General features: G+C 64.0%; 11 protein-coding genes. 2 read left to right on the top strand and 9 right to left on the bottom strand.

The features are described from left to right. Positions 1-82: 82 nt before the first annotated feature. Positions 83-1,486, top strand: coding sequence for an FAD-binding oxidoreductase (locus A3A9_RS0108485; RefSeq protein WP_027058407.1), 1,404 nt, complete (start codon positions 83-85; stop codon positions 1,484-1,486). A gap of 15 nt (positions 1,487-1,501) precedes the next feature. On the opposite strand, the gene A3A9_RS0108480 is transcribed toward A3A9_RS0108485, so the two are convergent. The 8 genes from A3A9_RS0108480 to A3A9_RS0108445 form a co-directional block, all read right to left on the bottom strand. Then, positions 1,502-2,302 carry an ABC transporter permease gene (locus A3A9_RS0108480; RefSeq protein ID WP_027058406.1) on the bottom strand — a complete coding sequence of 267 codons (801 nt, stop codon included), beginning with the start codon at positions 2,300-2,302 and terminating at the stop codon, positions 1,502-1,504. Then, a complete protein-coding gene (locus A3A9_RS0108475; RefSeq protein ID WP_027058405.1) occupies positions 2,299-3,171 on the bottom strand; it encodes an ABC transporter permease in 873 nt (290 codons plus the stop codon). Before A3A9_RS0108475 ends, A3A9_RS0108480 begins: the two co-directional genes overlap by 4 nt. Continuing rightward, positions 3,168-4,268, bottom strand: a complete 1,101-nt coding sequence (locus A3A9_RS0108470) for an ABC transporter ATP-binding protein (protein WP_027058404.1) — start codon at positions 4,266-4,268, stop codon at positions 3,168-3,170. The genes A3A9_RS0108475 and A3A9_RS0108470 overlap by 4 nt, the downstream gene beginning before the upstream one ends. A 75-nt stretch (positions 4,269-4,343) precedes the next feature. Next, positions 4,344-5,369 (bottom strand): ABC transporter substrate-binding protein, encoded by a 1,026-nt coding sequence (locus tag A3A9_RS0108465; protein ID WP_027058403.1) that lies wholly within the window; start codon positions 5,367-5,369, stop codon positions 4,344-4,346. 52 nt (positions 5,370-5,421) lie between these two features. Further along, complete coding sequence (araD1, locus tag A3A9_RS0108460) at positions 5,422-6,420, bottom strand: AraD1 family protein (RefSeq protein WP_027058402.1); 999 nt, start codon at positions 6,418-6,420, stop codon at positions 5,422-5,424. A gap of 31 nt (positions 6,421-6,451) precedes the next feature. Next, positions 6,452-7,231 carry an SDR family NAD(P)-dependent oxidoreductase gene (locus tag A3A9_RS0108455; RefSeq protein WP_027058401.1) on the bottom strand — a complete coding sequence of 260 codons (780 nt, stop codon included), beginning with the start codon at positions 7,229-7,231 and terminating at the stop codon, positions 6,452-6,454. 11 nt (positions 7,232-7,242) lie between these two features. Beyond that, complete coding sequence (locus A3A9_RS0108450) at positions 7,243-8,970, bottom strand: IlvD/Edd family dehydratase (protein ID WP_027058400.1); 1,728 nt, start codon at positions 8,968-8,970, stop codon at positions 7,243-7,245. Beyond that, positions 8,967-9,758, bottom strand: a complete 792-nt coding sequence (locus A3A9_RS0108445; RefSeq protein ID WP_027058399.1) for a FadR/GntR family transcriptional regulator — start codon at positions 9,756-9,758, stop codon at positions 8,967-8,969. Before A3A9_RS0108445 ends, A3A9_RS0108450 begins: the two co-directional genes overlap by 4 nt. 61 nt (positions 9,759-9,819) lie before the next feature. Here A3A9_RS0108445 and A3A9_RS0108440 point away from each other — a divergent pair, with 61 nt between their 5' ends. Further along, on the top strand, positions 9,820-10,749 hold the full coding sequence (locus A3A9_RS0108440) for an aldose 1-epimerase (protein WP_027058398.1): 930 nt from the start codon (positions 9,820-9,822) through the stop codon (positions 10,747-10,749). A gap of 33 nt (positions 10,750-10,782) precedes the next feature. Here A3A9_RS0108440 and A3A9_RS0108435 read toward each other — a convergent pair whose 3' ends face one another. Then, entirely contained in the window at positions 10,783-12,228 is a 1,446-nt protein-coding gene (locus A3A9_RS0108435) for an aldehyde dehydrogenase (RefSeq protein ID WP_027058397.1), read from the bottom strand. Between the last annotated feature and the right edge of the window lie 34 nt (positions 12,229-12,262).

Genomic DNA, 12,262 nt, shown 5'->3' with positions numbered 1-12,262 from the left:
AGGATGGCGAGCGTGTTGGAAAGGAATACCCATCGGGCCATCCGGTCGCTGGACGCAGACGCCACGCAGGCGCCTGAGCCCGATGTCGCCTGAAACGCAACGACTTTTGTCCGCTCTTGGCGACCGGCTGGGCGCGGGCGGCGTGCTCGCCGGCGCCGATGTCGACCAGCGCTATCGCGATGCTCTTGACGGCAAGCCTGGCGCGCTGCCTGAAGTGGTGCTGCGTCCGCGCGATACCATTGGTGTCGCGGCGGCACTGGCCGGGTGCAACGCGCTCGGCCAGCCGGTCGTCGTCCACGGCGGACGCACCGGGCTGGCCGGTGGCGCACGCGTCCAGCCGGGCGAAATCGTGTTGTCGCTGGAGCGCATGACTGGCCTTGCCGCACCGGACAGTCAGGCCGCCAGCATCGTCGCCGAAGCGGGTGCAACGCTGCAAGCGGTGCAGGAGGCAGCCGACGGCGCCGGGCTGATGTTCGGTGTCGACATCGGCGCGCGCGGGTCGGCGACGGTCGGCGGCAACATCGCCACCAATGCCGGCGGCATCCGCGTGCTGCGCTATGGCATGTACCGGGCGCAGGTGCTGGGGCTGGAAGCGGTGCTTGCCGATGGCAGCGTGCTGTCCTCGCTGAGGGGCCTGCCCAAGGACAATTCCGGCTACGACCTCAGCCAGCTCTTCATCGGCGCGGAAGGGACGCTTGGCGTCGTTACCCGCGCCGCGCTCAGGCTGCATCCGAAGCCGGCATCCGAAGTGAACGCTTTCTGCGCTCTGTCTTCGCTCCACGCGGCGATCGCGCTGCTTGGGCTGCTGCGGCAAAAGCTCGGCCCGTTATTGTCAGCCTATGAGGTCAATTTCGCGCCGCTCTATGACGTCATGGTTGGCAGCATGGCCATGCCGGCGCCGTTGCCGGCTGGCTCGCCCGTCTATGTCTTAGCCGAAATCCAGGGAAGCGAGCCCGAGCGCGACGGCGAACGCTTCGCCGAAGTTCTGATGCAAGCGGTCGAGGACGGCATGGTCGACGATGTCGTCGTCTCGCAGTCACCGCGCGAGTTCCGGGCGCTCTGGGACGTGCGCGAGGACGCCAACCGCGTGCTGTTTTCGATCAAGGGCCTGATCGGCGTCGACATCAGCATCCCGCTTGCCCGCATGGGGGCGTTCCTGCGGGACGCGGATGCCGCCATCCATGCTGTCGATCCCGGCGCCGACATCTATGTCTTCGGCCATCTCGGCGACGGCAATCTGCACTATCAGGTGCTGACCGCGGATCCGGCGGCGGCCTACGGCATCGTCTATCGCGGCGTCGCGGCGTCGGGCGGCGGCGTTTCGGCCGAGCATGGCATCGGCCTCGACAAGAAGCAGTGGCTGCACCTGGTGCGCAGCGACGCCGAAATCGCCACGATGCGTCTGCTGAAGACCGCGCTTGACCCGAAGAACATCCTTAACCGGGGACGGGTCTTCGATCTCGACCCGACCGCCCCCACCCGATGACAGACGTTCGATAGCTCAAGTCCGTTCCGTCGCCATCTGCCTGGGGATCAGGAAACGGGCGGCGAGCACGCACAGCAGCACGGTGAACATCAGGATCAGCGCCACCAGCGCATTGATGTCGGGTGAAAAGCCAAGCCGCATCATCGCCCACAGCCTGACCGGCAGCGTGCTTTGCGTGCCGGTGACCAGGATGGTGATCATCGTTTCGTCGAACGACAGCGCGAAGGCCAGGATGGCGCCGCCCACCATCGCGCTCGACAGGTTCGGCAGGATGATGCGCCAGAAGGTCTGCCAGCCGGTGGCGCCGAGATCGTAGGACGCCTCGACCAGCGTGCGGCTCATCGACTGCAGCCGCATCAGCACCGTGCGGTAGACGATCGCCAGCACGAACACGGTATGGCCGATGACCACCGTCAGCAGCGAGCGTTCGAGATGGATTTCGCGAAAGAAGATCAGCAGCGCCAGGCCGCTGATGATCGGCGGCATCAAGAAGGGCAGGAAGATGATGAACTGCAGGAAGGAACGCCCCGAGCGGCGGCCGTGATAATAGAGCGCCAGCAGCGTTCCGCTGACCACCGAGAGGATAACGGTGCAGACGCCGACGATCAGCGTGGTGCGCAAGGCGGCCAATATGTCGTGGTTCTCGGCCAGCGCCACATAGGTTGCAAGGGTCGGTGACGACCAGTCGACATTGCCATGCGAAATGGTGAAGAACGACGACACGATCGGCACGAACAGCGGGCTGTAGAGCAGCACCGCGACCAGCGCCGTGATCGCGGCCAGGAAGATGGTCGAGGGCCGGGGCAGGGCGTTCATATCGACGTCCCCCGGTTGCGTCCGAAGCGTTCGCCGACGAGGATGGCGCAGATCACCACGATTGCCAGGGCCACTGAGAGTGCGGCGCCGAATGGCCAGTTATAGGCTGTGCCGAACTGGCTGTAGAGGATGCGGCCGAAGGTGAAGCCGCTGATCCCACCGACCATTTGCGGCGTCAGGAAGTCGCCAATCGCCAGCACGAAGACGAAGCTCGCGGCCGAGGCGACGCCGGGCAGGCTGAGCGGCAAGGTGATGCGCAGGAAAGTCTGCCAGCCGCTGGCGCCAAGATCATCGGAGGCGCGCAGCAAGGTCTGCGGGATCCGCTCCAGCGACAGGAAGATCGGCAGGATGGCGAAGGGGATCAAGAGCAGGCTCAGCGTCAACAGGATGGCGTTCATGTTGAACACGAAAAGGTTCGACGGCTGCTGCAGGATGCCGAGCGCCACCAGTGCCTTGTTGAGGAAGCCGTTGAGGCCAAGGATGCTGCGGATGGCGTAGATCTTGATGACGTAGCTCATCAGCAGTGGCACCAGAAGCAGCATCAGCAAGGCATAGCGCCACCGTCCTTTCAGCGTCGTCAGGAAATAGGCGGCGGGATAGGCGAGCAGGATGCAGATGACGGCCACCGACACGCACAGTACGATGGTGTTCCAGAACACCGGCAGAAAGATCGGATCGGTGAAGAACCTGACATAGTTGCCGAGCGTCGGCGTGTAGACGATCGTGCCCTGGTCGACGCTGAAGAAACTGTAGACGAGGAAGATCGCCAGCGGCACGAGGACGAAGATCACCGGCAACGCGAAGGCCAGCACTGTCACCAGCAGCGACAAACGCCTTTCCCTAGGATGTATCGAGCCAGCTGCGCTCATGCTAGCACCAGATGGCCTTCATGCGGTGCAAAGCAAAGCGAGACCGTTTCGCCTGACTTCAGCACGCTGCCGTCGATGCGGCTCGGCATGCGCAGCCGCAGCCGTTGCGCGGCATCGCCGCCAGTCGTGATGGTGGCGACGGTCGAGGAACCGGCAAAGGCAAGATCGGCGATGGTGCCGGAAAAGCTGTTGCCGCTGTCCGTTGCGTCAGCCATATGCAAGGCCTCGGGACGGAACGCCGCGAAGGCGCTGGCGCCGTCTGGTGCCGCCTTCAGATGCGGCTGGTCACTGATCGAGCAGACCAGGCGCCCAAGTGCGGTCTCAATCGATCGCTGTTCGCCCTGCGCCGGCCCAAGTTTTCCGGGAACCAGATTGTTCTCGCCGAAGAAGCGCGCCACGAACTCGCAATTTGGCTTGTAGTAGAGGTCGTGCGGCGTGCCGAGCTGGCGGATATGGCCGGCCTGCATGACGCAGATCCGGTCGGCCATGCCGATGGCTTCTTCCTGGTCGTGGGTGACGAACAGGAAGGTGGTCTTGATCTCGCGCTGGATGGATTTCAGGAACTCCTGCATCTGCCGGCGCAGCTCGAGGTCGAGTGCTGCCAGCGGCTCGTCGAGCAGGATGAGGCGCGGCTGGCAGATCAGCGCGCGGGCCAGCGCAACGCGCTGGCGTTGGCCGCCGGAGAGCTGTGCCGGGAAGCGGTCGGCGAAACGCCCGAGCTGCACCAGCTCGAGGGCCTCCGCGACACGGCGCGTAATCTCCTTGCGCTTCATATGGCGCACCGAAAGTCCGTAGCCGACATTGCCGGAAACGGTCATGTGCGGGAACAGCGCATAGTCCTGGAATACGGTGTTGAACGGCCGCTTGTTGATCGGCATGCGGCTGATGTCCTGGCCGTCCAGCCGGATCTCGCCCGCTGTCAGCGGCTCCAGCCCGCCGATCAGCCGCAGCACCGTGGTCTTGCCGGAGCCCGACGGTCCAAGCACTGTCAGGAACTCACCGTCCTTGATCGACAGGTCGATGTCGTGCAGCACGGGAACCGTGCCGTAGGATTTCGAGACGGACCGCAGCGTCAGCAGGTCGGTGTTCTGGTTCATAGACTATTCTCGCATACGCTGCGACGGTCCGGAATGTCCGGACCGCCGGGTCCTTCGAGTCAGATACGGAAAGGATCAGGGCGTCGCCTTGATCTCGTTCCACAGATCCGAACGCTTGAGCGGGTCTTCGACATTGTTGAGCCAGACCAGCTTGTCATTGCCGCCGGCGCTGCTCGACTCGACCACAGTGTTGCCGAAGCCGGTGCGCTCGGAAAGCGCGCCGCTGACCTTCTTGGTCAGCATGAAGTCGATCCATTTCTCGGCCGCCGCATTGTCGCGGACACCCTTGGAAATGACCCAATTGTCGAGCCAGGCCAGCGCGCCTTCGCTTGGATTGACGTAGGCGACATGGGCGCCGATCTTCTGCAGTGCCTTGACCTGCTGCTGGCCGTAATTGGCCCAGATCAGGGCAACATCATTGTTCTGGTAGATCTGCTGCGCCTCGTCGGCAGTGGTGTAGAAGCTCAGCACATTGCGCTTGAGCTCGACCAGCTTGGCCTTCACCGCCGCCATCTGCTCGGCGTTGAGGTTGAACGGGTCCTTGTAGCCGAGCGTCAGTGCGGTGAACGAGAAATTATGCTCGCCATTGTCGTAGGCCAGAATCTTGCCCTTGTAGGCCGGATCCCACAGCACCGACATCGAGGTCGGCGCCGGCTTGACCTTGTCGGTGTCGTAGATCAGCCCGATGGAATCGAAGCAGAACGGAATGCCGTAGACCTTGCCGTCCTTGGTGTCGCCGCTGACCTGCGACAGATCGCGGAAGCGCGGCAGCACGTCCTTCTGGTTGGGCAGTTTGGTGATGTCGATCGGCGATACCAGATCGGCCTTGATGTAGCGCTGCAGCTGGGCGGTGTTGACGGCAAAGACGTCGAAGTCCTGGCCTTCGCTGCCCTTGATCTTGGCCCAGATCTCGTCATCGCTGCCGATGAAGACAACATCGACGCCGATGCCGGTGGTGGCGGTAAAATCCTTGACCCAGTCCGGGTCGGCGTAGCCGTCCCAGGCGAGCACGCGAAGGTTCGCGGCTAGTGCCGCCGACGTCATCAGGCCGATGCCGAGCCCGATGGTCGCTAGTCTTAGAAAGGCTTTCTTCAGTCCCATTTTTCAATCTCCCATTTCGTTCTGGTGGACCGTAATTTCCGGACTTTTGCCATCACAGCTGGGTGACGGTGACCAGTCCCTCGTCCGGCACCGACACCATCTGGTTGCGCAGCGGCTTGCCGAATGTCTGTGCCTGGATTTCATACTCGTCGCCGGGCGCCGTCTTGACGCCGGAGGCGTAGCTCATCACCGCCGCGCCGAAGAAATAGGCATGCAGATCACCCGCCCTGCGGTGCATCGGGTAGCGGAAATGGAAATGTTCGAGATTGGCGATCGAGTGCGACATGTGCGTCTCGCCCGACAGGAATTCCTGCTCCCAGACAACGGCACCGTCACGCAGGATACGGGAATGGCCGCGCACTTCCTCGGGCAGGTCGCCGACAAGCAGCTCCGGCCCGATCGAGCAGGAGCGCAGCTTGGAATGGGCGAGATAGAGATAGTTCTCGCCCTCCGTCACATGGTCAGAATATTCGTTTCCGAGCGCGTAGCCAATGCGATAGGGATGGCCGTCCGGCCCATTGAGATAAAGCCCGACGATCTCGGCTTCCTCTGCACCGGCTTTCGCGAATGCCGGCATCGGCAGATCGGCACCCGGCGGCACGACGCAGGTGCCGACGCCCTTGAAAAACCATTCCGGCTGGATGCCGATCTTGCCGACGCCGGGCTTGCCGCCTTCCAGGCCCATCTTGAAGATCTTCAGCGAATCCGATTCCTCGGCCTCCTCGCCATGTGTCAGCAAGTGCATCTGGTTGCGCGCAGAGGCACTTCCAGTGTGGGTGAGGCCGGTGCCGGTGACCAGGAAACGCGCCGGCTCCGGATGGTCGACGGGGGCGAGCACACGGCCATCGCGCAGCAGCTCGTCGTAGTCGACCGTAGCTTTGCTGGTCCGCTTCTCGACCAGCGCTGCGATGGATGTGCCCTGAGCGATCGCTGCTTCGGCGAGTTCCAGCACGGAGCTGGTCTTGTCGAGTGGGTGCAAGTGATTGCCGTCATCGGAGACGCGGCCAACCCGCCTGCTGCCATCGATCGTTGTGTACTGAACTAGACGCATGAAAAACCTTCTTCCCTTGGAGCGGTGCGGATCACACCCAGCCAGCGTCGACGATGAACTGCTGGCTCGTGCACATCAGGCTGTCGTCGGCGGCGAGGAACAGCGCCATGCGCGCGATATCGGAGGGCTGCAGCCGGTCGGGCAGGCACTGCCTCTCCGCGATCTGGCGCTCGCCGGCCGGGTTCAGCCACAGCCGCATCTGGCGCTCGGTCATCACCCAGCCCGGCACCATGCAGTTGACACGGATACGCTCGGGGCCGAGTTCGCGGGCCAGCGCGCGCGTCATGCCGTAGACCGCGGCCTTGGCCGTCACATAGGCCGGGCAATCGGGATCGCCGACCATCCAGGTGATGGAGCCGAAATTGATGATCGACCCGCCGCCCAGCGAGCCCATCTGTGGGCGCACCGCCTGGGCTGCAAAGAACTGGTGGCGCAGATTGACCGCCATGCGGTCGTCCCAATAAGCGACCGTTACATCCTTAGTCTGATGGCGGTCGTCATTGCCGGCGTTGTTGCACAGAACCTGGATCGGACCGTTGTGCAGCATGGCCTCCACGGTTGCCGCCTGCAGCTCCTCGACATTGCGCAGGTCGCAGGCAATGAACAGCGGCGCGCGATGTCCATCGGCCGCAATCGCATCGACCAGACGCTTCGAGGGTTCCTCAGCCATGTCGACGAAGGCGACGCGGCTGCCTTGCGCGCAGAAATGGCGCACCAGGCTTTCGCCGATGCCGCTGCCGCCGCCAGTGATGAAGACGCTGCGGTCCTTGAGGCTCGGGTAGGTCGCGTAGCTGCCGATTTCATCCGTCATCGCGCGCCTCTCTAGTGCGAATGCCGAGGGATGCCGGCATCACGCCGGCCAACGAGGAAGTCGAAATCGCAGCCCTTGTCGGCCTGCAGCACGCGCTCGACATAGAGGCTCTGGTAGCCGCCTTGCGGAGCCGCCGGCGGCTTCCAGTCGCGGCGGCGGATCGCCAGTTCCTCGTCCGACACCAAGAGCTCCAGCCGGCGGCCAGCGACATCGAGTTCGATGAGATCGCCATCGCGCACCAGCGCCAGTGCACCACCTGCCGCGGCCTCCGGTGCCACATGCAGCACGACAGTGCCGTAAGCGGTGCCGCTCATGCGCGCGTCCGAAATGCGCACCATGTCGGAAACACCTTGCTTGAGCAGCTTGGCCGGCAGCGGCATGTTGCCGACCTCAGCCATCCCTGGATAGCCGCGCGGTCCGCAGTTCTTCAGCACCATGACCGATGAGGCGTCGATATCCAGTTCCGGATCGTCGATGCGGGCATAGTAGTGCTCGATGTTTTCGAAGACGACGGCCTTGCCGCGATGCTGCATCAGTTCGGGCGTTGCCGCCGATGGCTTGATGACCGCACCATTGGGCGCCAGATTGCCGCGCAGGATAGAGATGCCGCCCTGCTCGGTCAGCGGCGCGCTCATCGGCCTTATGACCTCGCTGTTGTAGTTCGGCGCGCCGTCGATCAATTCCCCGATGGTCCTGTCGCTGACGGTCATGACGTCGCGATGAAGAAGCCCCACTTCATCAAGCGACGCCATGACCGCAGCTAGCCCCCCGGCATAGTAGAAATCTTCCATCAGGAACCGGCCCGAAGGCATCAGGTCGACAATCGTCGGAACGTCGCGGCCAAGGCGGTCCCAATCCTCGAGGCTGAGGTCGACACCGATACGGTTGGCGATGGCGATCAGATGCAGCACCGCATTGGTCGAGCCGCCGATGGCGCCATTGACGCGGATGGCATTTTCGAACGCCTGCCTGGTAAGAATATCGGAAATTTTCACGTCCCTGCGGACCAGTTCGACGATCTGGCGTCCAGCCATCTGGGCAAGCACGCCGCGGCGCGAATCCACGGCCGGGATCGCGGCATTGTCCGGCATGCCGATGCCGAGCGCTTCCACCATGCTGGCCATGGTCGAGGCCGTGCCCATCGTCATGCAACTGCCGGCCGACCGGCTCTGGCCCTGCTCGGCGGCAAGGAAGTCGGCGACCGGCATGCGGCCGGCCTTCACCTCTTCGGCGAATTTCCAGACATGCGTGCCTGAGCCGATATCCTGTCCGCGGAACTTGCCGTTGAGCATCGGCCCGCCGGAAACGGTGATGGTCGGCAGATTGCATGAGGCGGCCCCCATCAACAGCGCCGGCGTGGTCTTGTCGCAGCCGACAAGCAAGATGACGCCGTCGATGGGATTGCCGCGGATCGACTCTTCGACATCCATGCTGACCAAATTGCGAAACAGCATGGCAGTCGGGCGCATGTTGCTCTCGCCCAGCGACATGACAGGAAATTCCAGCGGCAGGCCGCCGGCTTCATAGACGCCGCGCTTGACGTGATCGGCCAAGGCACGCAGATGCGCATTGCACGGCGTCAGTTCCGACCAGGTGTTGCAGATGCCGATCACCGGGCGGCCGTCGAAAGCATCGGCGGGGATGCCCTGGTTTTTCATCCAGCTGCGGTGCATGAAGGCGTTCTTGCCTTCACCACCGAACCAGGCTTCGGAGCGCAGTTTGCGTTTGGGCTCGGTCACGATGCCTGTTCCCGATCCTGGCGGCGTTTGTTGCGGTTCTCCACGCTGCGGCGCACGTCATCCTCGGCATTGTCGATGAGCACCAGCAGTGCTTTTTGTGCGCCGGCCGCGTCGCTGGCGGCGATCTTCTCGGCGACCTCGCGGTGCAGCGGCAAGGAATGGTGCTGCCCTTCCGGATTGTCGTTGGAGAGGCGAAAGCTCATCACCAATGCGGTTTCGACGAGCGCGGCCAGCGAGCCGATCAGCTCATTGCCTGTCATGCGTAGAATGGTCTGGTGAAACAAAAGATCGGGCTTGGCGAAGCGGTCGCCGTCATCGACCACCGCTTCCATCTCGGCAAGTGCTGCGTTGATCTCGGCGATCTGCGCCGGCGTGGCGCGCTGGGCGGCAAGTGCAGCCGACATAGGCTCGATGGCGCGGCGCAATTCGAACAGCGCTCGCACATCGTCGGCGCTGACAGCGCCGGCGTAGCGCCATGACAGCACGTCTGGGTCGAGGAAATTCCAGTCGGCGCGGGGACGCACGCGTGTGCCGGTCTTCGGCCGCGATTCGACCAATCCCTTGCCCGCCAGCACCTTGATCGCCTCGCGCAGCACTGTGCGGCTGACCCCCAGCATCTCGCTGGAATCGTCGGCGTTGGGCAGGGCCTCGCCGGGCAGGAAGTCGCCCTGCACGATGCGCAAGCCGATCTGTTCGACGACCGTTGCATGCAACGCGGTAGAGCCGCTCGAAACCGCGACGGCGACCCTTGACGTGCGCGCCGTGCTAAAAAATTTCTTATTCTTCATACTATTCATATGATATGTCTTATCGCGATGGTGATCGGAGTCAAGGGATAGGGGAGTGCCGATGACAAAGAATTCCGCTGCTGTTGCCGCGCCGCACACGGAGCTGGTCTCGATCAGCGACGGCATCGCGACGGTCGACATTGCTCCGGCCGCCGGCGGAGCGCTGGCATCGTATCGCTGGTGGCACAATGGCTCCGCCGTGGATTGGCTACGCCCGGCCGATCAGGCGGCGATCAGCCGACGCGATGCCGGCGCCATGGCCTGCTTCCCGCTTGTACCCTATTCCAATCGGATAAGGGGCGGCCGGTTCGAATTCGCGGGGCGCACCGTCCAACTGCCCAGCCGGCCAGAGGATCCGCATCATGAACACGGTCATGGCTGGCGTCACCCATGGACAGTCATCAGGCACGAAGCCAGCACGATCGTCCTGCGCTACCGCCACGCCGCCGATTCCTGGCCATGGAGCTATGGAGCCGAGCAAGAAATCACCTTGGTCGACGGCAGGCTTTGCGTGACCTTGGCGGTGTGCAACCTGTCGGACACGCCGATGCCGGCTGGCTTCGGCCTCCATCCCTATTTCCCGTCGACCCCGTGGACACATGTCCAGGCGCCGGTGTCAGGCATGTGGGAGGCCGATACTGAGGTTCTGCCTATCAGGCACATCCTGCCGCCGGCGGGGGCCGATCCATCGATCGGCTTCGACGTGTCGGAAGTGGATTTCGACACGGTCTTCACCGGATGGACGCGCCGCGCCCGGATCACCTGGCCGGAGCACGGACGGCAGATGGACGTCGAGGCGGAATCGCCGCTCGATTTCCTTGTACTCTACACGCCGCCTGGCGAGCCGTTCTTCTGCGCCGAGCCGGTCAGCAACATCACCGATGCCTTCAACCGGGCGGATGACGAGGACATCAACACCGGCTGCATCGTGCTGGCGCCCGGGCAGATGCGGTCCGCCAGCGTTCGCTTCACGCCGTCACTGGCGGTTTGACCCTCATTGTCAGCCGTCCGAAGCACGGCAGGGTCAGAACGGATAATGCTGGCCCGGATCCTCGATCGTCACCCATCGCAAATCGGTGAATTCGGCGATCGACGCCTTGCCGCCGAAGCGGCCATAACCCGAGCCCTTGACGCCGCCGAACGGCATCTGCGCCTCGTCGCCGACCGTCGGGCCGTTGATGTGGCAGATCCCGGCCTCGATACGCGCGGCGACAGCCATGGCACGCTTGATGTCGCGGCTGAACACGGCTGACGACAGGCCGTACTCGGTGTCGTTGGCGACGCGCACCGCCTCGTCTTCGCCGTTCACGCGGATCACCGGTTTGACCGGCCCGAAGGATTCTTCCGAATAGACGCGCATCGCCGGTGTGACATGGTCCAGCAGCGTCGCCTCGACCACGGTGCCGGTGCGCTTGCCGCCGGCGACGAGCTTGGCGCCCTTGGCGACGGCGTCGGCAACGAGTTCTTCCATCTTGTCGGCGGCCTGGCTGCTGATCAGCGAACCCAGCACGACATGGCCGCGCGGATCGCCGGCCGGCAGCTGCGAGGCGCGGGCCGCCAGCTTGGAAATGAATTCGTCGGCAATCTTGTCGTCGACGATCAGGCGCTCGGTCGACATGCAGATCTGGCCCTGATGCATGAAGGCGCCGAAGGTCGCCGCATTGACCGCCGCGTCGATGTCGGCATCGTCCAGCACCAGCAGCGGCGCCTTGCCGCCCAGTTCGAGCAGGGCCGGCTTCAGGTGCCGGCCGGCGAGCTCGGCGATGATCCTGCCGACCTTTGTCGAGCCGGTGAAGTTGACGCGCTTGACCGAGGGATGCGCGACCAGCGCTTCGACGATTGCAGCGGCGTCCTTTGGGTCGTTGGTAACGACATTGATGACGCCCTTGGGCAGGCCGGCCTCGACCAGCGCCTGGCCGATCAGCCGGTGCGTGCCGGGGCACATTTCGGATGCCTTCAGCACCACCGTGTTGCCGCAGGCGATCGGCATCGCGATGGCGCGGGTGCCGAGGATGACCGGCGCGTTCCACGGCGCGATGCCGAGGCAGACACCGGCTGGCTGGCGGATCGCCATGGCCAGCGTGCCCGGCTTGTCGGAAGGAATGATCTCGCCGGAGATCTGCGTCGTCATCGCCGCTGCCTCACGCAGCATGTTGGCGGCCAGCATGACGTTGAAGCCGGCCCAGGGGCCGGTGGCGCCGGTTTCTTCCATCATCAGCCTGGTGAATTCGCCGACCTTCGAGGCCATCACGTCAGCTGCCTTGCTTAGCAAGGCGCGGCGCTCGCCCGGTCCGGTCTTAGACCAGGTCGTGAAGGCGGCTGCGGCGGCTTCGACCGCGGCATTGGCGTCGGCGACGCTGGCCGCGGCAGCGCGTGTCGCCAGTTTGCCGGTGAATGGGTCCATGCGCTCGTAGGAGGCCGAGCCGGACGCGTTCCTTTTGTCGCCGTCGATCAGAAGTCCGATATCCATGACTGTCTCCCTCGCTCCGTCAGGAGCGTGCTCA

It is taken from the genome of Mesorhizobium loti CJ3sym, from assembly GCF_000472785.1.
Lineage (GTDB): Bacteria > Pseudomonadota > Alphaproteobacteria > Rhizobiales > Rhizobiaceae > Mesorhizobium > Mesorhizobium loti_E.
The sequence above is the reverse complement of the archived record's forward strand: the minus strand, read 5'-3'. Positions and strand labels throughout refer to the sequence as shown.